The organism is Rheinheimera tilapiae, assembly GCF_042432165.1.
Taxonomy (GTDB): Bacteria; Pseudomonadota; Gammaproteobacteria; order Enterobacterales; family Alteromonadaceae; genus Pararheinheimera; species Pararheinheimera tilapiae.
Window position 1 is genome coordinate 370,845 of sequence record NZ_JBHLXP010000001.1, and the last position, 22,672, is coordinate 393,516.

At 54.3% G+C, this 22,672-nt stretch carries 15 protein-coding genes; 9 read left to right on the forward strand and 6 right to left on the reverse strand.

Going from position 1 to position 22,672, the window contains the following annotated elements; translation table 11 throughout:
* Positions 1–126 precede the first annotated feature (126 nt).
* Both ACFFJP_RS01665 and ACFFJP_RS01670 read left to right on the forward strand, forming a co-directional pair.
* A complete protein-coding gene (locus ACFFJP_RS01665; protein WP_377239800.1) occupies positions 127–1,467 on the forward strand; it encodes a sensor histidine kinase in 1,341 nt (446 codons plus the stop codon).
* A 229-nt stretch (positions 1,468–1,696) separates the two neighbouring features.
* Positions 1,697–3,724, forward strand: a complete 2,028-nt coding sequence (locus tag ACFFJP_RS01670) for a methyl-accepting chemotaxis protein (RefSeq protein WP_377243335.1) — start codon at positions 1,697–1,699, stop codon at positions 3,722–3,724.
* Positions 3,725–3,772: 48 nt separating this feature from the next.
* On the opposite strand, the gene ACFFJP_RS01675 is transcribed toward ACFFJP_RS01670, so the two are convergent.
* Together ACFFJP_RS01675 and ACFFJP_RS01680 are read right to left on the reverse strand one after the other, a co-directional pair.
* On the reverse strand, positions 3,773–4,426 hold the full coding sequence (locus ACFFJP_RS01675; protein WP_377239802.1) for a cupin domain-containing protein: 654 nt from the start codon (positions 4,424–4,426) through the stop codon (positions 3,773–3,775).
* A gap of 34 nt (positions 4,427–4,460) precedes the next feature.
* Positions 4,461–5,222 (reverse strand): SDR family NAD(P)-dependent oxidoreductase, encoded by a 762-nt coding sequence (locus ACFFJP_RS01680; RefSeq protein WP_377239804.1) that lies wholly within the window; start codon positions 5,220–5,222, stop codon positions 4,461–4,463.
* Positions 5,223–5,384: 162 nt separating this feature from the next.
* Here ACFFJP_RS01680 and ACFFJP_RS01685 point away from each other — a divergent pair, with 162 nt between their 5' ends.
* The 4 genes from ACFFJP_RS01685 (at position 5,385) to ACFFJP_RS01700 (ending at position 11,512) form a co-directional block, all read left to right on the forward strand.
* Positions 5,385–5,918: a TetR/AcrR family transcriptional regulator gene (locus ACFFJP_RS01685; protein WP_377239806.1), complete on the forward strand. Its 534-nt coding sequence runs from the start codon at positions 5,385–5,387 to the stop codon at positions 5,916–5,918.
* 665 nt (positions 5,919–6,583) lie between these two features.
* A complete protein-coding gene (locus ACFFJP_RS01690) occupies positions 6,584–7,219 on the forward strand; it encodes a TetR/AcrR family transcriptional regulator (RefSeq protein WP_377239808.1) in 636 nt (211 codons plus the stop codon).
* A 115-nt stretch (positions 7,220–7,334) separates the two neighbouring features.
* A complete protein-coding gene (locus ACFFJP_RS01695; protein ID WP_377239811.1) occupies positions 7,335–8,435 on the forward strand; it encodes an efflux RND transporter periplasmic adaptor subunit in 1,101 nt (366 codons plus the stop codon).
* Positions 8,432–11,512: an efflux RND transporter permease subunit gene (locus ACFFJP_RS01700; protein WP_377239814.1), complete on the forward strand. Its 3,081-nt coding sequence runs from the start codon at positions 8,432–8,434 to the stop codon at positions 11,510–11,512. The genes ACFFJP_RS01695 and ACFFJP_RS01700 overlap by 4 nt, the downstream gene beginning before the upstream one ends.
* Positions 11,513–11,658: 146 nt before the next feature.
* On the opposite strand, the gene ACFFJP_RS01705 is transcribed toward ACFFJP_RS01700, so the two are convergent.
* Together ACFFJP_RS01705 and ACFFJP_RS01710 are read right to left on the reverse strand one after the other, a co-directional pair.
* Positions 11,659–14,322, reverse strand: a complete 2,664-nt coding sequence (locus ACFFJP_RS01705; RefSeq protein ID WP_377239816.1) for a TonB-dependent receptor — start codon at positions 14,320–14,322, stop codon at positions 11,659–11,661.
* Positions 14,323–14,759: 437 nt separating this feature from the next.
* Positions 14,760–16,634: a cyanophycinase gene (locus ACFFJP_RS01710; RefSeq protein ID WP_377239818.1), complete on the reverse strand. Its 1,875-nt coding sequence runs from the start codon at positions 16,632–16,634 to the stop codon at positions 14,760–14,762.
* Positions 16,635–17,039: 405 nt separating this feature from the next.
* On the opposite strand from ACFFJP_RS01710, the gene yfcC reads away from it, so the two are divergent.
* Both yfcC and iadA read left to right on the forward strand, forming a co-directional pair.
* Positions 17,040–18,530, forward strand: coding sequence for a putative basic amino acid antiporter YfcC (gene yfcC, locus ACFFJP_RS01715; RefSeq protein ID WP_377239820.1), 1,491 nt, complete (start codon positions 17,040–17,042; stop codon positions 18,528–18,530).
* Between the two features lie 12 nt (positions 18,531–18,542).
* Complete coding sequence (iadA, locus tag ACFFJP_RS01720; RefSeq protein WP_377239822.1) at positions 18,543–19,724, forward strand: beta-aspartyl-peptidase; 1,182 nt, start codon at positions 18,543–18,545, stop codon at positions 19,722–19,724.
* Between the two features lie 75 nt (positions 19,725–19,799).
* Here the strand turns inward: iadA and gorA are convergent, their stop codons facing one another.
* A complete protein-coding gene (gorA, locus tag ACFFJP_RS01725; RefSeq protein WP_377239824.1) occupies positions 19,800–21,149 on the reverse strand; it encodes a glutathione-disulfide reductase in 1,350 nt (449 codons plus the stop codon).
* A gap of 391 nt (positions 21,150–21,540) precedes the next feature.
* Between gorA and ACFFJP_RS01730 the strand changes: the two genes are divergently transcribed.
* The gene (locus ACFFJP_RS01730; protein WP_377239826.1) at positions 21,541–22,194 is read left to right on the forward strand and encodes a DedA family protein; all 654 of its coding nucleotides are present in this window, start codon (positions 21,541–21,543) and stop codon (positions 22,192–22,194) included.
* A 16-nt stretch (positions 22,195–22,210) separates the two neighbouring features.
* Here the strand turns inward: ACFFJP_RS01730 and ACFFJP_RS01735 are convergent, their stop codons facing one another.
* The gene (locus tag ACFFJP_RS01735) at positions 22,211–22,630 is read right to left on the reverse strand and encodes a DUF1801 domain-containing protein (RefSeq protein WP_377239828.1); all 420 of its coding nucleotides are present in this window, start codon (positions 22,628–22,630) and stop codon (positions 22,211–22,213) included.
* Positions 22,631–22,672: the final 42 nt, after the last annotated feature.

Genomic DNA, 22,672 nt, shown 5'->3' on the forward strand with positions numbered 1-22,672 from the left:
AAGCCGCAGCTCAGTCTGCGGTTTTTTTTATCTGCGCAATAGCTTAATTCACCTCAGATGCTCCGGGAATGCATTACTCTGATATCCGGACGAGATATCACCGATGCGTTGATAAAGGACTCCCGGATGATTGATGAACAACTGCGTAAAGTCATTGAAGGCATCACCAATACTTATGGTGATGAGTTTTTTGTCGCCATTACCGGCCACCTGCATGACATCATTGGTGCTGACTATACCTTTGTCGCCCGGCTTGATTTGGATAGCTACCAGGCCTCGACTATCGCACTGATCGCCAAAGGACAACGCGCGGAGAATTTCAGTTATTCCTTGCTGAATACGCCTTGCGCCAATGTGGCAGACAACAGCGTGTGCTTTTATCCACGGCAGGTCTGTAATGTGTTTCCCGATGACCAGCTGTTAATTGATATGAAGATTGAAGCTTACATCGGTACACCGCTGCTGAATGCTGCCGGAGCAGTGATTGGTCTGATCGTTGGTTTGTATGAAAAAGAAGTGCCGGATGGGGCGCAAACCAAAATGCTGTTTCAGTTATTGTCTGGCCGGATCGCGGCTGAACTGCAGCGACATGATTATGAGCAACGTTTGTTGCTGCTGAACAATGCGCTGGAAGAAAAAGTATCGGCACGAACCGCAGAGCTGGAGCGCACCCTCAGTGACTTGCAACAAACCCAACATAAATTGATCGAGTCGAAAAAAATGGCCTCGTTGGGAGTGTTGGTCAGTGGTATTGCCCATGAAATCAATACTCCGCTCGGCATCGCTATCACAGCGGTCAGCTCCATCTCTGAAGATCTCCGTACACTGGGCAAAGCCATTTCGCAGCGGCAGCTGACCGTTGAGCAACTCAGGTTGTTTCATCAATCCTCTACTGAATTAACCGCTCTGATGGAGCGCAATTTGTTGCGGGCGGGCGAGTTGGTGGAGAATTTTAAAAAGTCATCGGCTGACCAATACTCAGATGAGTTTGGCGTCGTCAGATTAAAAGCCTATTACCTGTTAGTGATTTCAACGCTGAAGTCATTTTTGAAAAGTAACAAAGTAAAGGTAGAGATTGATGCAGATGATGCGCTGACCTTTGCTACCTTTCCGGGTGTGCACGCCCAAATCCTGACCAACCTGATTATGAATAGTATTCAGCATGCATTTGGCCAAACGCCTGAACCGCTGATCCAGATCCGAGTGCGGATGGATGCAAATGGTCTGGACTTCTTGTATGTTGACAATGGTTGTGGCGTTGCAGACATGATTAAAGCGCAGATTTTTGAGCCTTTTGTCACCACGAACCGCTCTGGTGGGGCTACTGGGCTTGGCTTGTTTACCGTGTTTAATCTGGTGACGCAAAAGTTAAAAGGTCAACTGGAGTTAAATGCGGACACAGGTTTTTCCCTGCGGATCCAGATGCCAAAGTTAGCACAAAGCTCCATTTGCAGCGCTGTTGGCTAACGCTGCTTTGTTTACGACCTGGCAAAACAGGGAATATTGTAAACAGCTCGAATCTTCCTACATTTGGTTTTGGCTTGCTGATTTACATTAATTGTTCATTTGTACCTTAATCGTTCCAGCTTTGACTGGCTCGAATATTAATTTAATATAATCAAAGGATTGCTATTTACTATTCGTCAAAAGGACTTCATCTTTAGCGCATGTCTGCACCTTGAGGAGAGTCCTGGTGATGCTGAATTTTATTATTGGTCCTGCGATCCGTTTGTCCCGCAACTTAAGTTTTCAAAGCAAATTTTTACTGATTTTTACCGCATCAATTTTGCCTGGTTTGTTGTTATTGCTGAATTCGCTTTTAGCTGATTTGGCCTATATCGAACGGGATGAAACGGAGCTCGCCGGTAAACGATTTATTTCAGCGTTAACACCGGTCAGCCGGGCTATGTCCGATCACCGGACTTCGACGGCGTTAGCCCTGAACGGTGATGAAAGTGCCAGGGCACAAGCCAAGGCCGACGCCGGGAAGGTTGAACAAGCGTTAGAGCAGCTGAACAAAACGACTCTGCTGATGCATGTAGAGCAATGGCAGGACAAAATCGACGAGTTTTCAACCAAGTGGCGGGACGTGCGTCAGCAGTGGCCACAAATGTCGGCGAGTCAGAATTCTCTGGCGCATATCGAGATGATTGGTCTGGTGTATGAATTCAGACATCATATTGCCGGTGACAGTGGTTTGTTGCTGGACCCGGATGCCAGTACTTATTACATGATGATCACCGTGGTGGATAGCGTGCCGGCTTTGGCTGAATCGCTGCAGCAACTGCGTGGCTCTTTGTCATCGACGCTGGCTGCCGGTGCTGTTGGCGACAAACGCCTGGGGCGAATGGAAAGTACCGTGCAGCGCGAAATCCCGAAAATGCTGCAACGCATCAATAACGATTTGGAATTAGCCAATGATGTTGACCCGCAGGCGGCGCGGGATCTACTGCAGAACTGGGAACCCATCGTTAAAAATCTGGACGCATTTACCGGCCAGTTACAGCAGGTTAATTTTAATAGTCAGTTCGATAAAACCCAGGTCGAAAACCAGCTGATTCAGGTCGATAAAATTCTGGCTGAATTACTCGATCTGGAAAATTTCCTGACGGCAAAACTGGAGAAGGGATTGCTGGCGCGGATTGACAGTCTCTGGTTTGAGTTGTATCAGTTACTCGTTTTGGGTGTCGGTATTCTGCTGTTCGTCGGCTGGCTGATTGCCGGTTTTGCCCGCGATTTAACCAGTCGGGCGCGCAATCTGGAGCAGGATATGAGCGTGTTGGCGTCGGGCGATTTCAGCGCACATGTGCGTGAACGCGGCGACGATGAACTGAGTCGCATCGCGCAGAGTGCAATCGAGCTATCGCGGCAATTGGGCGCGATGCTGCGCGAAGTGCAGCAAAGCGCAGGTCAATTGATGGTTGCCGCCAATGATATCGCTGCATCCAGTACCCAACTGGCAGGCTCCAGCGCCGATCAAAGTCATGCCGCGGCATCGATGGCGGCAGCGATGGAGCAACTGACGGTCAGCGTCAGTCAGATGTCGGATAATGCGCAAGAGGCAAGAATTCAAACCGAAGCATCCGGCAAAGCCTCGGTCGCGGGCAGTAAAGTGATCCACGACACCGTGCAAAGTATGCAGAATATCGCCGCGACGGTGCGCGAAGCGTCGGCCAGTGTGGTGTCGTTGGGGGATAACGCCAAAGCGATTTCCAGTATTGTCGATGTGATCCGCGGCATTGCTGAGCAAACCAACTTACTGGCACTCAATGCGGCGATTGAAGCGGCGCGCGCTGGCGAATCCGGTCGTGGATTTGCCGTGGTCGCAGATGAAGTGCGCAGTCTGGCCGGGCGTACCGCAACTTCTACCCGTGAAATTGCCCAGATGATTGAACGCATCCAGACTGGTACCACTTTGGTGGTGAACAACATGGAACGTGGCACACAACAAGTCGAACAGGGTGTGTTGCTTGCCACTGAAGCCGGTGTCGCGATTGCCAGCATCAGTGAGCGTTCCGCCAATGTCGAGCAGATGGTGCTGATGATGACGCAAACCTTGAGCGATCAGGCCGCGGCGGCTGCCGAGGTGGCGCTGAAGGTGGAAACTATTGCGCAAATGTCGGAAGAAAACACGCAGGCGACCCATCTGACCGCCAGAACTTCCGGCGATCTGAAACAAGTGGCTGCGGTTCTGGATGCGAAAGTGAGTCAGTTCAGGTTCTAAGGGCAGGCCAATCGGCTTGCTCCGGCGCATCCGCTGGAGCAAGCTTTGTTAAGCAAACGGCAGGTGTCCGGTTTTCACCAGGATGATGGTCTCTTCCCGGACAAAAGGCGTGTGCTGACTCAAATGCGGGCTGCGCAGCCAGCTCAGCGCCGGATATTCACCGAATTCATCACAAAAAGTCCCGCTCAGCACCAGTATTTCTTCGCCACCAAAATGGCGGTGTGGCAGAAACACCTCACCGGCCGGCCAGCGCACCAGCGCGGTATGTTCGCCTTCGAAGCTATGCAGCGGCATCACCTGTAAACCACCATGTCCGGGTAACCAAGCGGTATTTTTGCTATCAATCCGCACTGTGGCCTGATCGGCCGGATCAAACTGATGAAGTTTGACAAACAAAGTGCAGCCGTCGCGGCTAAAAGGCGCATGCTGGCTACCCGGCGGATTACGCAGGTAAGAGCCAGGGCCGTAGTCACCATGTTCATCACTGAACACGCCTTCCAGCACCAGAATTTCCTCGCCACCCGGATGCGGATGCGATTGAAAGCTGGAGCCGGCGGCATAAGATACCAGACTGGTGGCATGGCCAGATTCTGCGCCGCCGCGCGACAATGGCTTTCGCTGCACGCCCGCCATCGGGCTCGGTTGCCACGGCAGTGTTGTGGTATCAATCACCACACGTTCGGCAAAATTCATATTCAGCATTAGAGTCTCCAATCACTTTGCGGAAATTGCCGTTTTAATTCCGGCCCGCCATCACACCACCATCCACATCGACAATAGTACCGCTGATCCAGCTGGCTCGATCAGATAACAGAAAAAACACCGTTTGCGCGATATCCAGTGGTGTGCCGATCCGGCCCAATGGATGGAAACCGGCAAAACCGGCCAGGGCGTCGCGGATCTCGGCTTCAGCGATAAATGATTTGTAAATGGTCGACAACACGACCGCCGGAGCAACCGCATTGACACGGATACCATATTCAGCCAGTTCTATCGCCAGATTTTTAGTCAGCGCGTGCAAGCCGGCCTTTTGCATCGAGTAGGCCGACGACGGTGTCGCTTTGACCGCCTGATGGGCCCACATCGAACCAATATTGACGATGGCGCCGCCGCCGTGCAATTGCATGTTCTTCGCAACCGCTTGGGTGATAAAGAAAAATGCCTGATTGATGTCCATCTGTGCCGCGTAATCCGCCGGGCTGTGGTCAAGAAAACTGACCGGTTTAAAGTAGCCGGCTGCGTTCACCAAATATTGAATATGACGTGATTCTGCAGCCAGTTGCGAGATAAAGGCTTGGACTGCCTGTGTGTCATATAAATCCACTGGCGCAATCTCGACGCCAGCGCCGCTGAGTTGTTTCAGTTCGGTTTGCGCAGCCAATAGTTTGTCGTAATCACGGCCCACTAATAACAGCGGCGTGCCTGCTGCGGCCAGTAACCGGGCTGTCGCCAGGCCAATACCACTGGAACCACCGACGATTAACGCGATCTGTTGCATGCTGTTCTCCTTCAGGTTGATTGATGTTTAGCTACCTATCGATAGGTAGGTGGCTTGGTGAGCAAAATATAGATCTGGCGGTTTGCTGTCAATACCTACCTTTTGATAGGTAGAAAAATTTGTTATGCTGCGCCGCATCACATAAGACAAAAGGGGGCTGTTATGGCTGGTTCAACCGCTGAAAAAATTATGGATATCGCCGAATCGCAGGTGCGGGCCGGAGGCTATAACTCCTTTAGTTTCCGCGAGATATCGCAGGAAATTGGTATAAAAAGCGCAAGTATTCATTACCATTTCCCAACTAAAACTGATCTGGGTGTGGCCATCGCCAGCCGGTATACCACGCGGTTTGCCGAACAGCTGGCGCTTATAGTGACGACATATCCAGGCGCCAACGACCGGCTTCAGGCCTATGTGGCGCTGTTTCGCCAGGCGTTGTTACACGACCAAAAAATGTGTTTGTGCGGCCAGCTTGCCAGTGAATCCGATGTATTGCCTGAGCCAATCCGGTTGGAAACCCGGCGGTTTTTTACGCTGAATTTAGACTGGCTGGCCAGTGAAGTCTTTACCGGCGATGACGCAAAAGCACGAGCCGCATCAGTCCTGGCGGCGTTGGAAGGCGCTTTGTTGATGAGTAAAGTATTGGATCAAGCTGACTTATTCGAGCAAGTGGCGGCGGGTTTTGCTGTGATCTAGTCCCGTGACGACAATTCACCAAACTGACACCATTGAAAGCTGAACGGCACCACGCTTTGTAATTGCTGGCAGTTGAGTGTGACCGTTATAAGAGAAAATCCCACCTGTCGTGGCAAAGCCACCGCCGCCACCACTACGTTCGCCAGTTCGCGCCTCCCGCGTTCACTCCGTGGCTGCCGATGCTGGCTTTGTTGGAGTATGGGACAGCAGCTTTAAGCGAATTGCAGACATTCCGTTCAGGCTGTTTGACGCTGCGACAGGTGTCAAAGGTGCAATTCGCTTTGCTCATTGCACCCTACGATCGGGCCGCTGGCTCGTAGGGTGGGTAGAGCGCAGCGAAACCCACCGGTTGTCGCACAACGGTTGTCGCACACAGAGTGTTGCTGACCGTACCTACACTCATGTCGGGGCGGTAGGTACCGGCAAGCAACGCCCGCTGGGCGTCACACGCCGTACATGATAATTAAAGAATGTCAGCTTCTAGCACCCAGCCGCTATGACAGAGAGGCTGCCGAACTACTGCGCCTACTTCATTCTATTACTGCATATTCTGCCCCAAAGTGAACTCCCACTTGCATAAAACCTGAAACATTTTCAGATTTTGCTTGTGCTGGTTTTTTAATCTGAGCTAAAATCTGAAAAATATTCAGATTTAGGGCTTTGTCATGGACCAAACCAATGAACCTGTGGTGCGCTCGCCACAGCAGCAGCGCAGTAAACAGCGTGCGGACCAAATTCTGGCTGCAGCCCGAGCCATCATTCTGGAGAAAGGCTGCGCCAATCTGACGATCAGCGAGATCGCTGAAGTGGCCGGTATCACGCCGGGTTCGATGTATCAGTACTACCGTAATAAAGCCGCGATAGTGTTAGCACTGGGTCAGTACTATGTAGAACAGTTTCAGCTGCGGCTGGCGCAGATTTTTACCGAACCGGTCAGCAACCGCGAGCAATTGTCGATGCTGTTTTTGCAAGTGTTGGAGCAACACTATCAGCTGTTTCGCGACGATCCGGTGGTGCGCGATATTTGGGCTGGTGCTGCCACCGATAAAGATATGCAGAATCTGGAACAGCAGGATAACGTCCGGCATCTGCAGTTTTTCTGCAGCGCGGCTGCACCGTTTTTCCCGCCGTCCGCAGCGCCAGAGCTGCACAGAACCCTGAACCTGCTGCTGCATTTTGGCATTGCCGGTTCACGGCTGGCGCTGGACCAGGATGAGGTAGAAGGCCGCCAGACGCTGAATGCAGCGAAAAAAATGCTCGGCGAAGTCTGGATACAATTTTGTCGCAACTACACTGATTAGGCCCCGGTCGCGGGCCTTTCATTTGTCATGTCACACAGGAATTGATGGTTCAATCTGAATCATTCACAAGGATGGAACGCCACCTGCCGGTGGTCATGTACTCATAGGAGCTCTTATGTCTGTTTTTCCCGATTTATCCCGTCTGTTAGCGGCAAGTTGTGGCTTGTTCACGCTATCTTTGCTTAGTGCTTGTTCTGAAGCGCCACCAGCACCGGCCGAGACGGTCCGCCCGGTCAAAACTGTCGTCGTCAGCGCCGGTACCGGTGCAGAAAAATTGGTGCAAACCGGTGAGATCAGGCCTTCGGAAGAGACCAGTCTGGGCTTTCGGATTGATGGCCGTATCGTCAAGCGTTTAGTCGATGTCGGCGCCGTGGTCAAAGCCGGCGATGTGATTGCGACGCTGGATCCAAGCGACAGTGAAAACCAGTTAAAAGCAGCAAAAGCACAGCTCGACAGTGCCGTGACCGCAGAGAAACTGGCGTTATCGAATTTCAAACGGCTCAAACAACTGGCGCCGGGCGGTGCAGTCTCTGAAGCGCAGTTAGAGCAGGCGGAGTCTGACCATGAAGCTAGTTTGTCGGCCCGTCAAAGTGCTGAAGCCAACGTCACCAGTGCGCAGGACCGTTTGAATTTTACCGCGTTGACCGCCACCAGTGAGGGCGTAGTGTCGGCAGTGACGGCCAATCCGGGGCAGGTGGTCAGTGCCGGTCAGGAAGTGGTGCGGCTGGCGGCGCTGGCCGGTCGCGATGCGGTGTTTGATGTGTCAGAAAGTCTGGTCAACAGTAAAGCCGGCCATCCCACTGTCTTAGTCAGTCTATTATCCGATCCGTCTATCCAGGCTATTGGCCGTATCCGGGACGTCAGCCCGGTGGCAGATCCGGTGACCCGCACCATTCGCGTGCGCGTCACGCTGGAACAACCGGCCGCAGCCTTTGGTTTTGGTGCCACAGTACAGGGCAGTATCGACAAACCGGCCTCCGACCAGCTGGTGGTGCCGGCGAGCGCGATGACGCGCGACGGTACAGAGCCGGCGGTGTATGTGGTAGACCCAAAAAGCTCTCAGCTACAGCTAAAAAAGGTCAGCGTCAGCCGCTATTCTGACACTGAAGTCTTTATCAGTAGCGGTTTAACCGACGGTGAGCGTGTGGTGGTGGCAGGGGTTGGCAAGCTGCGGCCAGGCCTGACGGTGCGTCTGCTGACGGAGCCAAAAGCATGAGTATGCCGCTGACAACACCGGACGAGAAGCAGCAAGGCTTTAACTTATCGGCCTGGGCACTGGCCAATCAGCAGTTAGTCGCCTTTTTGCTGCTGGTAGTGATGGTCTGTGGGGTGTTGAGCTATGACCGGCTGCCACGCAATGAAGATCCGGCTTTTACCATTAAAACTGCCGTAGTATCAGCGGGTTGGCCCGGTGCGACTGTGCTGGATACGATGAATCTGGTCACAGAGCCGATGGAGAAAAAGCTGCAGGAAATTCCGTATCTGGATTTTGTCGAAAGCTACACCAAAAGCGGCGAGGCTTTGGTGTTTCTGGCGCTGAAAGACAATACCCCGCCGGAAATGGTGCCGGACATTTGGTACAAAGTACGGAAAAAAATGCAGGATCTGGCGCCCAGTTTGCCCGTCGGCGTGTCGCCTCCAGGCGTCAATGACGAGTTCGACGACACCTTCGGCACTATCTTTGGCTTTGTCGCCGACGGTTTTAGCCCGCGCGAACTGCGTGAATATGTCGAAACCATGCGCACTGCGCTGCTGCAGGTGCCGAACGTCGGTAAAATTGACATCTTAGGCGTGGAAGAAGAGCAGATCGTCGTCGAATTCTCACCCCGGCGGATGGCGGGGCTTGGTCTGGACCCGATGATGGTGATGCAAAGCATTCAGGCGCAAAATGCCGTGACGCCAACCGGTGTGGTGCGCACCGACAAAGAACGCATCAGCTTGCGGGTCAGCGGTGCCTTTACCTCTGAACAAAGTATTCGTGATATCACGCTGCGCCTCGGCGACCGCTTTGTGGCCTTGTCCGACATTGCGACCGTGTCGCGTCAGCTGGCCGAACCGCCGGTGCCGCTGTTTAAGGTTAACGGCGATAAAGCGCTCGGCCTCGCCATTTCAATGGCGCCAACCGGCAATATGCTGGAATTCGGTCAGGCGATCCGCGCCAGCATGACCCGGCTTGCCGCTGACTTACCGCATGGTATTGAGTTGCACGTGGTGGCCGACCAATCGGCGGTGGTCAAAGACGCCGTCGGTGGTTTCCTTAAAGTACTGATTGAAGCTATTGTCATCGTGCTCGCGGTATCTTTTGTCTCGCTCGGCACCCGAGCCGGCTTGGTGGTTGCGGTGTCGGTGCCGGTGGTGCTGGCGATGACCTTTGTCGGCATGGAACTGGCGGACATTGGCCTGCAGCGAATTTCGCTGGGGGCGCTGATTATCGCGCTGGGTCTGTTGGTAGACGATGCGATGATCACAGTCGAAGCGATGGTGTCGCGGCTTGAAGCCGGCTGGAATTTACGCCGTGCCGCTACTTATGCCTATGAAACCACCGCATTTCCGATGTTGACCGGCACGCTGGTGATGATCGCCGGTTTTATTCCGGTCGGTTTTGCCTCCTCCAGTGCCGGTGAATATTGTTTCTCGTTGTTTATGGTGGTGCTGATTGCGCTGGTTAGTTCCTGGATTGTCGCGGTGTTGTTTTCGCCATTGTTAGGCGTTTGGTTATTAAAAGCCACGCCGGGCGCGGCACATCCGGCGCCGGGGCGTTTTGCGCTGGCCTACGACCGTTTACTTGGGCAGGCGCTGCGCCATCGTGGCAAAAGTATCGCGCTGGCACTGGGGATTTTTGCGCTGTCACTGCTTGGCGCGGGTCAGCTGCAGGAAGAGTTTTTCCCGGCGTCCGACCGGCCTGAGCTGCTGATCAGTATCAACTTGCCGCAAAACAGCGCGCAGGCGGAAACCGCACGCCGCACCGCGCAAATTGAGCAGATGCTCAAAGCTGACCCCGATGTGGCCTATTTTTCCAGCTATATCGGCTCCGGCGCTATCCGGTTTTATCTGCCGATGGATGTGCTGCTTAGCCATGAACATGTGGCGCAAATTGTCGTGGTAACCAAAGGCCTGAACGAGCGTGATGCAGTGCGTCAGCGCCTCGATGCCCTGGTGCTAGAGCAATTCAGCGATCTGGTGGTACGGGTGTCGCCGCTGGAACTGGGGCCACCAGTCGGCTGGCCGCTGAAATACCGCGTGATGGGGCCGGATATTGATGTGGTGCGCACGCAAGCCTTAGCGCTCAGCGGAGTCATTGGTCAGAACCCCAATACCCGTGATGTCAATATGACTGCCGGTGAGCCGGAGCGCACTGTACTGGTCGAAGTGAATCAAACCGAAGCCCGCGCCGCTGGTTTTAGTTCCGAAGACGTGGCGTCGGCGCTGGCGACTATTTTCTCTGGCCAGACTTTAACGTCGGTGCGCGATGGCAAACGGCTGGTCAATGTGGTGGTACGGGGTCAGAGCAATGAACGCGAAGATTTAGCCACTGTGGCGAACCTGCAGATCCGCACCGCGGATGGCCGCGCCGTGCCGCTGCGGCAAATTGCCAAAGTCAGTTATGGCCTGGCCGATCCGATGGTCTGGCGCCGGCAACGCCAGGCCTTTATCACAGTGCAGGCCGATGTGGCGCCGGGCATGACCGCGCAGGGCGTGGTCAACAGTCTGGCCTCTGATGTTGCAGCCTTTAGTGCGCAGCTGCCGGCTGGTTATCAGCTGGAAGTCGGCGGTGCTGCGGCCGAGTCGGAGAAAGGCAATGCGTCGATTTTTGCCGTGCTGCCGCTGACGATGCTGGTGATGCTGGTGTTATTAATGATCCAGCTCAAGCGTATTTCGCGCACCTTGCTGGCATTTATTACTGCACCTTTTGGTCTGATTGGCATTGTGCTGGCGATGTTGCCGACCGGCACACCGATGGGGTTTGTCGCGTTGTTGGGTTGTATTGCATTAGCCGGCATGATTATCCGTAATGCGGTGATCCTGATTAGCGAAGTGGATAGCAATGTCGAGCAAGGCATGGCGCGGGACGACGCCATTATGGCCGCGACCCGGCACCGGGCCCGACCGATTTTGCTGACCGCTGCCGCGGCTATTCTCGGTATGATCCCGATCGCGACTCAGGTATTTTGGGGGCCGATGGCCTACGCCATTATCGGTGGTTTATTTGCTGCGACTATTCTGACGCTGACGGTGTTGCCTTGTGCGCTCAGTCTGCTGATGCAGCGCGAAAGCAGACCGGTGCATGGTTGATGGACGTGATTACCGGTTGTTACTACACATCGCTTCACTCGGGTTTTATCAAGATGCAGTGACGGTGGTGTATTTTGTGATCGCTGGATAAAGAAAAGGGTCGGTAAGCAAAGCGCTACCGACCCTTTATGTTGGTTAAACCCTTATCAGAACTTCACAGTGTAACGCACAGTCCAGACGCGACCGAGCCAGTCGTGGATTGAGCTGGCATAGCCGTTGGTTGGCGATGAGGCGTACGGTGGTTCTTTATCGGTCAGGTTACGCACGGCGAACTGCACATCCTGTTTGTCGGTGATGTTGTAACCGACGCTGGCGTTTAAGGTCAGCCAGGATTTCACCGTCTCGTTATCAAACTTAAAGTCGCCGTCGCCGAGCGAGCTGACATAGTGCGTGCTGATGCTGGCGTTCCAGTCTTGCAGTTCCCAGTCAATCGCGGCGTCACCGACAAATTCCGGCCGGGCGATTTCGCTGGCACCACTGAGTTTGCCCAGCAGATCTTCTGCCGGATCATCTGCTGTCAGCTGACGCTCGTAGCTTAAGGTACGGGTGCCGGCAATAGTCGTGGTGAAACGACCGACACTGCTGTCAAAACCATATTTCAGTTTGACGTCGATACCGTCGGTTTCCTGCGCGCCGACGTTAAAGAAGCCGGTGCGTAAGAAAGTCAGATCGCCACCGGAGTCTTTGACGCAACCAAAGGCGCCATTTAAAGCATCAGCATTGGTGACTGTTGGTGCGGTGCCGGCCAGACAGGCTTTTAACGTGGTGTTGGCATCAACATCAACGATATCGGTGTGTTCATAGCGCCAGTAGTCGACTGTCACGTTCAGGTCGTCGGTCAGGTTCCAGGATAAACCGGCGTTCCAGGCTTCAGAGTTCTCTGCATCGAGGCCGAGGTTACCCAGCGTTTCCTGGTCAAATTCCAGTTCACCGGCCTGAGCACCGAAGCTGCCGCAAAGACCGTTGTATGGTTTGCCGCTACCACAGTCGATGTAGTTCGAGCCTAATGAAGTACCAGCGCCCAGTTCAGATAAAGACGGTGCACGGAAGCCGGTACTCCAGCTGGCACGCAGGATCAGATCTTCGGTTGCTTTGTAACGCAGCGACAGTTTCGGGTTGGCGTCGCCACCAAAATCGCTGTAGTGGTCATAACGGACAGCGGTGATCGCATCAAGTTGTTCGGTCAGCGGCAGGTTAAATTCGGCATAACCTGCATATTGCGTGCGATCGGCTGCAGCATCACTGGCGCCTAAAGTACTGACCAGACCTTGTTGCGCCACCAGCGCCGGACGGTCAAAAATCTCTTCGCTGCGCCATTCACCACCAAATACCGCGCTGATCGGGCCGGCTGGTAATTCACCGAGTTGACCGCTGAAGTTAAAATCGACTGATTTCACATCAGATTCACCGGTCCGCGGCGCCAGTTCACGCAGGCTGGCCAGTACGTCGGGCTTGGTGTCACGGCCTAAATTGAACGGATTGAACTGCCCATTGGCATTGGCTGCAGCCACGCGGTCCAGATGGAAATAACCACTGGTGTGCAGCACTTCGTTGTCTGATTTACCGATGGTTGCGGCGGTTTCCCAGCGCCAGCTGTCGCTGCTGCCAAACAATGTGGTTTCACCACGCAGACCGGCGAGCAGGCGGTAGCTGTTGCTGTCGTATTCTTGCATCCGCACTTCCGGATAACGCGAGCGGATGCGGATAGTGCCGACAGAACCGTTTTTCGCATCGATATCGCGGACCCATTGCGGCACTGTGCTGAGGCTGCCTGGCACACGCAGGTCAAAAGAGCCGGCAGAATCATAAGAATGGCCGCTATTTTGCTGATACATAGCTTCAACAAACAGTTCTTTTTCACCACCGAGGCGGTAAATATGGTTCAGCGTGGCACCGACGTTTTTGGTATCTGGCTGAATAGCCCGCTCGCCAACATAATCGTACTGACAGCGGGTGCCGCCATTGCTGGTTTTGCTGCCACACCAAGGCTCGGCATAATCTTTGCCGTCAATGGTGACGCGGGTTGATGATTTGAATGTGACATCGATTGGCCGATCGGCATTCATCAGTTCGTCGCGTTTGAAATAATCCAGCACTACTGTGGTGCTGGAGTTTTCAGTGGCGAAACCGCCGGTATAAGTGAAGTTGTAACGACCAAAGTCACCGGCGGCTGAATCGTCACCGTACAAGGCGCTGACTTCATGGCCTTCATAGTCTTTTTTCAGGATGAAGTTGATGACGCCGGCGATAGCGTCAGAACCGTACACGGAGGCGGCGCCGTCGGTCAGCACGTCAATGCGCTCGATGGCGGTCATCGGAATGGCGTTGACGTTCACAAAGGAATCAAAGCCGTTAGAGAATGAATCGACTGCGACGCGGCGACCGTTCACCAGCACCAGCGTTGAGCTGGAACCCAGACCGCGTAAGCTAACGCCGGCCGCGCCCGGTGGCGTGCCATCAGAGCCACCGACGTTACCGTTTTCGGTGAAGGTACCAGCGCTCGCGGCTTGCGGCAGGTCACGCAGGAAACTGGCAACGCTGTCGTAGCCCTTGTTCATCAGCTCTTCGGCAGTGAACACCTGCAGTGGGTTCGCGCCTTCCATATCGACGCCTTTGAGACGTGAGCCGGTGACTTCAATTTTTTCAATTTTCTTTTCGGCTTCAGCACCTTCGGCGACTGCAGCTTGTTGAGCCTGCGCGGAAAAAGCCAGCAGCAGCGCACTGCACAGTGCCGTTTTTTTCAGGGCCGATTTTTTCAGGGTGGCGGCCAGCATATGGCGTTGTTGTTGCTTCATTTTTGTTGTGTACATACTCATTCCTCTGGATCAAATGTTGCCTGCAGGCAAGCTAGTTTTTATGTTCAGAAAAATGACGAAGAGGGGGCCGCACAGGCGGATCCGGAGTGACAGGCTCTGCACAGATCACCAATAACATCAGCACATGCCCGCAGGGAGTACGCGTTAGCATGCACATCGGTTATTGCCGTAAAGCCGGGATCTGTGAAGCGTCCCTCTGCGTCAGGCAGAGGGCTGGCTAATTATTAAACCACTCGGAGAGGTAGTAAGGGGAGTAGCGATAGTTGCTAAGATTGACTGCGCATTTCAGCATAACTCCCCTCCTATCTGGTTGCAGGCGCCTTCGCGTCGCTGCGGGTGATGATGGTGTGTGACTCAAACCGAAAACCGGCTGTGCTTTCAAACTCACTGATTTAGAATTTTCTGTCAAGCGGTTTTTTTTAACTCGTTCCTTAACGTTTGATCTGCAGATAAAAATTCTGGTAAGAACAATAATTCACCGCTTGGTCCGCTGCGGCAAAAGTTCCGGCTGCCGCTTTGCTGTCCTTACCCCGAAGCAGTTGTACCTGCGCGACAGCGCTTTGGCCATGCGCCTGAGCTTGGCCGCTGCGGCATAATTCACCGGCGAGTTGGCGGTAATTGTCGTCTGCCAGAAAGTCTTTGGACCAGCTCTTTGGCTTGACCTGTTGCTCTGTCTTGGTTGCCTGAGTGTCAACGATTGCATGAGTGTCAACGTTTGCATGAATGCCGACCGGTTTTTTCCAATCCGCAAAGCGAACACTGAGCTCGCCGTTTTGCAAAGTGGCCTGATCTTCTCGGCTCAGGTAGTGCGTGCGCACCTGATTGATTTGCCAGTCTGCACCATTGCCGTTGGCTTTGGCGCCTGCCAGATCGGCGATATAAACACCGGAAGCACCAATCACCCCGAAGCGGGCGTTGGTGGGCTGCGCCGGGTCAAACCCCACCAGCAGCGCTGTGGCTTCGTCAACGCCAAAACCATACCGCGTTTGTGTATCGCTGAGTAGCCGCACCAGACGGGCTTCGCGGCCGCGTTCGGAAAAATGCGTATCCATCACACCAAACGGGAATAAACCCAGGCCACCCTGGGCGCGATAGGTCAGCTGGTCTTCAGCCAATGCCGCCGGGCAACTGTGGTTTTTCTCACAACCGGCCAGCGGGGCCGCTGCGGCAACGGCGCCAGTTTGTAACGCTTGCCGGCTACTGCCGTTGCTGATCATCGGTATTTGTCCCTGTGCAAACTTTGCCCCAGGCTTGCCGCCGGACTGCACCGCAGTACCGGCACTGGTGCCGGCGACAATCAGTTTGCCGGCCTGCATCCGGGCCGTGATGGCCTGTAATTCCGGAGTCGGCGTGCCATCTGCCAGGCGCAGTGCCTGCAAGGTCAGGCTTTGGTCGCCGCCGTTAAAAAAAATCGCATCGGCTTGCTGGATTTGCGCCACCGCATGAGCCGGGCCTTGTTGGCAAAACTCAGTCAGCTGCTGCATCAAATCCGGGTAAACCGTCGCCCGGCCATAACTGCCGTGGATGTCGGCCAGGTACTGCGGCAACTGCTGGCAACTGGCTTTACCGGCGGTTTTTTGCTGCTGGGCGGCCTGATACGCAGCGTTCAGTGGCAACCACTGCACCTCAGCGCCGGTTTGGGCAAAAGCGCTGAGATAAAAATCGACCGCAGACAACGGGTCGCGACTGGACGCAGTTACCACCAAAATGACTGGCTTTCCCGGCTTTTGCCGAACTTTAGATGCCAATTCGCTGATTTTTTCATAGACTTCAACGCTGAATTTGTCTTTTGTCTGTGCCAGACTAGCGACCTCACTTTGTCGTTGTTGCTGGCGGCCTATTTTTGCTTGTTGCAGCAGGTCTAAAATCAGATTGAGTTCCAGTTCGGACAGCTGCTGGTACAGCGTTTCACCACTGATGGTTTTGTCTTGTTGAGTCACTTTGGTGACGCGCCAGCGCTGCAGCAATTCGTCTTCGCTCATCGCCGTCGGGCCAAAATCGAGCAACAGCTGGCTCAGAATGATTTGGGTTTGCTGGCGTTGTTCCGCCCGGCTGGCTGGCCAGACCGGTGCCTGCACGATTTCGATGATACGGGGCATGCTGATGGCATAGTGTTCGGTAGTTTTGGCGTCAGTCGGAAACTGCGGATTGTCCTGACAGGAAGCCCGGCCTTGTGAGCTGCAGGTATGCAGGCCACCACCGACTAAAACCATTGAATATTCAGGAAATTGTGGCGCAGCGGCTACAGTGGATGCGGCGCTGAGCAGGCTCAGAGCCATGAGCTTTCGGGTAAGATGATGTTTCATTATAGGGTCCGTATTGACGTGTTTATTTACTAATACGCCGGGCCATGCTGCAAAATCCAGCAGTTTTTTTTGGTTGGTGCAGCTTGACTTCTCGCCGGCAAATCAGTAATTGTGAAAAGGACTGCCGGCCGTCAGGCCCAGCATCTGAACATTTCCCATGGTAGCGATATGCTGAAAAATGCCTTTTCCCTGAGCTCATATCACTACTCGTCCTACTACCTGTCGGAGTGGTTTAACGAGTAGCACGCAGCCAGACATCCAGTGTCTGGCTGGCGTTTCTCATGCCGCCCCAAATCCATCACATGCAGTTTGCGACCTGGAACATCCGGGTTAAGACCGCAGTGTGTTGTTCCCAAAGCTCTCCGGCCGTCTTGTTGTTACCGGCCGTTTTTCACAGGTTATGTCATGTCTGTTGACCATAAAACGACTCCATCATCGTCCATGCCGGACGCCATGGTGATCCTGTTTTTTATCATGGTGCTGGCGGCGATTGCGTCGCATCTGGTGCCGGCCGGCTCTTTCCAGTTACTGGAGCCGGCGCCCGTCGCGGAAGGGGCGGCCAAACTAAAAGGCAAGCTGGACCCGAACAGTTTCAGTTTTGCTGAAAATAGTCAGAGTGGTGTGCCGCTGTTTGCCGAAGGCGGCGGTATCGGTTTTTTTAATTACGCCTTTGAAGGCCTGGTGTCGGGCAACAAGTGGGGCTCGGCGGTCGGGGTTGTGATGTTTATCCTGCTGACCGGCGGCGCTTTTGGCATTTTGATGAAAACCGGCGCTATCCATAACGGTATTCTGGCGTTGATTGCGCGCACCCGCGACTTACAGTTTTTGTTTATCCCTATTTTGTTTTTGCTGTTTTCGCTCGGTGGCGCCGTGTTTGGTATGGGTGAAGAGGCCATCGCCTTTTGCATCATCCTGCTGCCGCTGATGCTGGCACTGGGTTATGACGCCATTACCACAGTGCTGGTGACTTATGTCGCGACGCAGATTGGTTTTGCCACCTCGTGGATGAACCCGTTTAACGTCGCGATCGCGCAGGGCATTGCCGAGATCCCGCTGTTTTCCGGCCAGGAATTGCGAATGGGGATGTGGGCTGTGTTCACGCTGTTTGGCCTGGTTTTTACCATGCGCTACGCCGCCCGCATCAAAGCCAATCCAACGCTGTCGCTGAGCTATGAATCTGATTTACGTCAACGCGATCAACAAAGTAGTCAGGTTGTCACCCAATACCAAACGCTGGATTCGGTGATCTTATTGGCCTTTTTTGCCGGTCTTGGTTGGATCATCTGGGGCGTGACCACTCGCGAATATTACATCCCCGAAATTGCCAGTCAGTTTTTTACCATCGGTGTTGTGATTGGGGCGATCGCCGTGCTTGGCCGGCGCATGAGCGTCAACGATGTCGCGGACGGTTTTAAACAAGGCGCCGCAGAGTTGCTGCCGGCCGCCATGATTGTCGGCATGGCCAAAGGCATGTTGTTGCTGCTTGGCGGTGGCGATCCGGAAACACCGTCGGTGCTCAACACTTTGCTGTATTACTCCGCACAATCACTGCAGGATTTACCGACTTATCTGTCGGCCTGGCTGATGCTGATCGTACAGTCGGTGATTAACTTCTTTGTCTCATCCGGCTCCGGCCAGGCGGCGTTGACGATGCCGTTGATTGCACCGTTATCTGATTTGATTGGCCTGTCGCGCCAGACTGCCGTGCTGGCTTTTCAGCTCGGCGATGGCCTGACCAACTGCATTATTCCAACCTCTGCAGCGCTGATTGGCTGCCTCGGTGCTGTGCGGCTCGACTGGACTATCTGGTTGCGATTTGTCTGGCGCCTGCAGCTGTATCTGTTTGGTCTTGCCAGTCTGTTTATGCTGCTCGCCGTGGCCATTCAATATCAGTAAAAGGAATTTTTTGTGAACTCAATTCTTCTGTTTAAAAATGCTGAATTAATGGCGCCTGGCCCGCTGGGCCGGCAGGATCTGGTGGTGGCCGGCAACCGCATTGCCGCTATTGGCAGCGATTTTAATTTGGCGGGCAGCAACTTACCGGTGACGGTGATCGACTGCGCCGACTACTACCTGACGCCAGGTTTTGTCGATTCGCTGGTGCATTTTATCGGTGGCGGCGGTGAAGGCGGTTTTGCTACGCGGACGCCGGAAATGCAGCTGACCGACGCGACGCTTGGCGGCGTGACCACTGCTATTGGCGTGTTGGGCACGGATGCGACGACGCGCACCCTGACCAATCTAATCGCCAAAGCCCATGCGCTTGAGACTGAAGGCATCAGCACGTATTGCCATACTGGTTCTTATGAGATCCCTTGCCGCACGCTGACCGGCAGCATCACCGACGATTTAATCCTGATCGACAAATTTATCGGTGTTGGTGAAATTGCTATCAGTGACCATCGCTCGTCGCAACCCACCACGGACGAAATCCGCAAAGTGGCGGCTGCGGCACGGGTCGGCGGCATGTTGTCTGGCAAAAGCGGCGTCGTCAGTGTGCATGTCGGTGCTGGAGAGCGCATTCTGCAGCCGCTTTATCAGGCGGTCAGTGGCACTGAGCTCAGGCTCAAACAGTTCTATCCAACCCATATGAACCGCAATCGCCGGGTGTTTGAAGCTGGTATTGAGTTTGCCAAAAAAGGCGGTGTGATTGACTTTACCACCAGTACTACCGACTTCGATTTGCAGCATGGTGAAGTCGCTGCTGCTGCAGCATTGGCCGAAGCCCTGTATTTGGGCATTGCACCACTACAGCTGACATTGAGCTCAGATGGCAATGCCAGCTTGCCGCTTTACAACGACGACGGAGAGCTGCAGGGGCTGCAAGTCGGGCAAGTCCGTAGTTTGTTCCAGAGTATGCGCGATGCGGTGCAACGCCATCATGTGCCGCTGGCGCAGGCATTAACCAGCGTGACGGCGGCGCCTGCTGCGGTGTTAGGTCTGCAACAAAAAGGCCGGTTGGCGCCGGGGCTGGATGCGGATTTGGTGCTGTTGCGCCGTGACGACCTGCAGATCGACTCGGTGATCGCTAAAGGCCGGATGCTGGTGCAGGGCGGTGCGGCGCTGGTCAAGGGTACTTTTGAGCGCTAGTAAATCGCCGATCTGTGGCTCATTGATTGAGATGAAACCTTGATTAAGGCGGGTCTGTGCAGACCCGCCGAACCCTCAGCGCATCGTGACGAATTCCTCGGCAGAGGTAGGGTGGATCGCGACGCAGTTGTCAAAATCTGCTTTGGTGGCGCCCATTTTGATTGCGACAGCAAAACCCTGCAGCATTTCATCGGCGGCATAACCAATGACATGCAAGCCCACCACTTTTTGTTCGGGACCGGCGCAGACCAGTTTCATCCGCGTTGGTTCGCGGTGCGAGGTCAGCGCGCGGTACATCGCGGTAAATTCGCTGGTGTAGACCCTCACCGCTGCGTCGCCGAATTCAGCGCGCGCCTGCGCTTCAGTCTGACCGACGGTGCCAATCGGCGGGTGGGAAAACACCACAGTCGGCACTAAGTCGTAGTTGAGATGTTCGTCGGTTTTGCCGTTAAACAGCCGTTCTGACAGGCGCCGGCCTGCCGCAACCGCGACCGGCGTCAGCGCCAGCCGGCCGGTATTATCGCCAATGGCATAGATGCCCGGCACATTGGTGTTCTGGTATTTGTCGGTTGGAATAAAACCTTGTGCATCAATCTCAACGCCCGCAGCTGCCAGATTGAGATTTTGTGTATTTGGCGTGCGGCCAATCGCCCAAATCAGGCAATCAACCTGCAGCACGTGGCCACTGTTGAGTTTCAGCAGTAACGAGCCGTCGGCGTCGCGGCTGACTGCAGTGACTTCACTGTGCGAATGTACCTGAATACCGTTTTGCTGCATCAGCTGATGCAGAGTGTCTGACAACATGGCATCAAACTGGCGCAAAGCTTTGTCGTGGCGCACCAGTAAATGCGTTTCGCTGCCCAGTGCCTGCAGTACGCCGGCGATTTCGACCGCGATGTACCCGGCACCGACCACCGCGACCCGTTTCGGGCAGTGGTCGAGAGCGAAGAAGCCATCGCTGTCGATGCCAAGCTCAGCACCAGGAATGGCCGGCCAGGTTGGTACGCCGCCGGTGGCAATGCTGATATGGTCGGCGCTGTAGCGCTCGCCGTCGACTTCGATGGTATGGGCATCAACAAAGCGGGCAAAGCCATTGATCACGGTCACCTGATTTTTGCCGAGCACCCGCTCGTAGGAGCCGTGGATCCGTGAAATATAAGCTTCGCGGCTTTCTACCAGTTTGCCCCAGTCGAGCGCTGGCGCGACCACGTTGTAGCCGTAATCCGGCGCCAGTTTCATCGCATCGGCAATTTGGCCGGCAAACCACATGGCTTTTTTCGGCACACAGCCGACATTGACACAAGTGCCGCCTAATACTTTGGCTTCAACAATTGCACAATTTTTGCCGTAACTAGCTGCTCGGTTGGCGCTGGCGATACCGCCGCTGCCGCCACCAATCGCGATGTAATCAAAATGCCGGGTCATAAAGCTGCCAAAGAAGGGGATAGATTGTTGTCGGTTATAAGGACTGCCGTACGGAAAAACAAGGGGAACGGTGACTCTGCTAACAGCGGCGCGAAGCTTTTTTCCCAGGCGCGGAACTTTCGCTGGCTATACAGGTTCTTTATAAATCAACAGGCTGATTGGCATTTCCGTGTGACAGATAGAAAAACAGCTGAGATTGTGCCGCTTTGTGCCAAAAACTTTGTTTGACGAAACGCCTGTCAGCCGTTAAAAAGTCCGCCTTCGCACAGCTGAAACGCTGCTGTCTGTATTTGACCGGAACGATGAAAAGTGATTGCCGCAGCGGTATTGCCGGCAGCTGACATCTTCCCAGGTTGACGTCACTGTCAGCCTTCCAGAGGAACCGCAGTAGATGCAAGAAATGCTCATGGCAATCTGGCACCAGAATTTTGATCAGTTGATCCAGCTGGGAAAAGTGGATTTGCTGATTTGGTGTTTAGTGTTGATTTTGTTTCTGGAATCAGCGTTTGTATTTTTACCTTTACCCGGCGATAGCCTGGTGCTGATGGCCGGTGGCTTGTTAGCGGCGGGCGTTGTGCAGCCGGAAGTGGTGTATGTCTATATGCCGCTGGCGGCGGGGCTTGGCAGCTTGCTGGCGTATTGGCAGGGCTATGCGCTGGCACACACCCGATTTATGCATCATATCGGGCGCATAGTGCCCGACAACAGCCTGCCGCGGGCCACTTCGTTGCTGGAGCGACACGGTTTGCTTGCCATGTTTTCGTCGCGGTTTATTCCATTTGTCCGCGTGCTGACGCCGATGATGATGGGCATGACCAAACTGACGTTTTTTCATGTCACAGTGATTAGCCTGGTCAGCGCCTGGTGCTGGGCTGTTGCGTTAAGCCTGGCCAGCGCGACGCTGATGAAATTGCCGTTTTTGATGAAATATCACGAACTGCTGGGGAAAGGGTTGATGTTGATGTCACTAGGACTGTTTGTGCTGGCTGTGTTGGCGATTGTCTACCGTCTGATGCGCAGCCAGAAAACGGCAACAATCGACTAAGCCCGGTTGCAACCGTTTAGTCAGGATACTTCAGGCGTGTTGCTTGTACTGAACCGGCCATCAGCTGCTGTAATACCGGCAGCTGAATATCGCTGAGGCGACGTACCGACAAACAGGCTTTGCCCATTTTATGCCTGCCCAGCTGCGCTAGCAGCTGTTGCTGGTTCTCACCAGATGCGACCAGATAAATACTGATATCAGTTTTGCGGCTGGAAAAACCAATAATACACATATCGCCTTCACGGCCGCTGTCATAGCGATAATGATACTGATCAAAACCGACAATACCTGGGCCCCACATTTTGGCGGCACAGCCGGTAATGTCCTGCATCATGGCCTGTAACCGCTCACAATCAATACGACGCTGCGGATCGGTGATGGCCGCGAGATAAGCCGAAACCGGCTCAGTGGTGGCGATGGTTTTGTTTTCTGGCATGGCAAGCTCCTGTTGGCAGGTTCCCGGATCTTCAGTAATTTT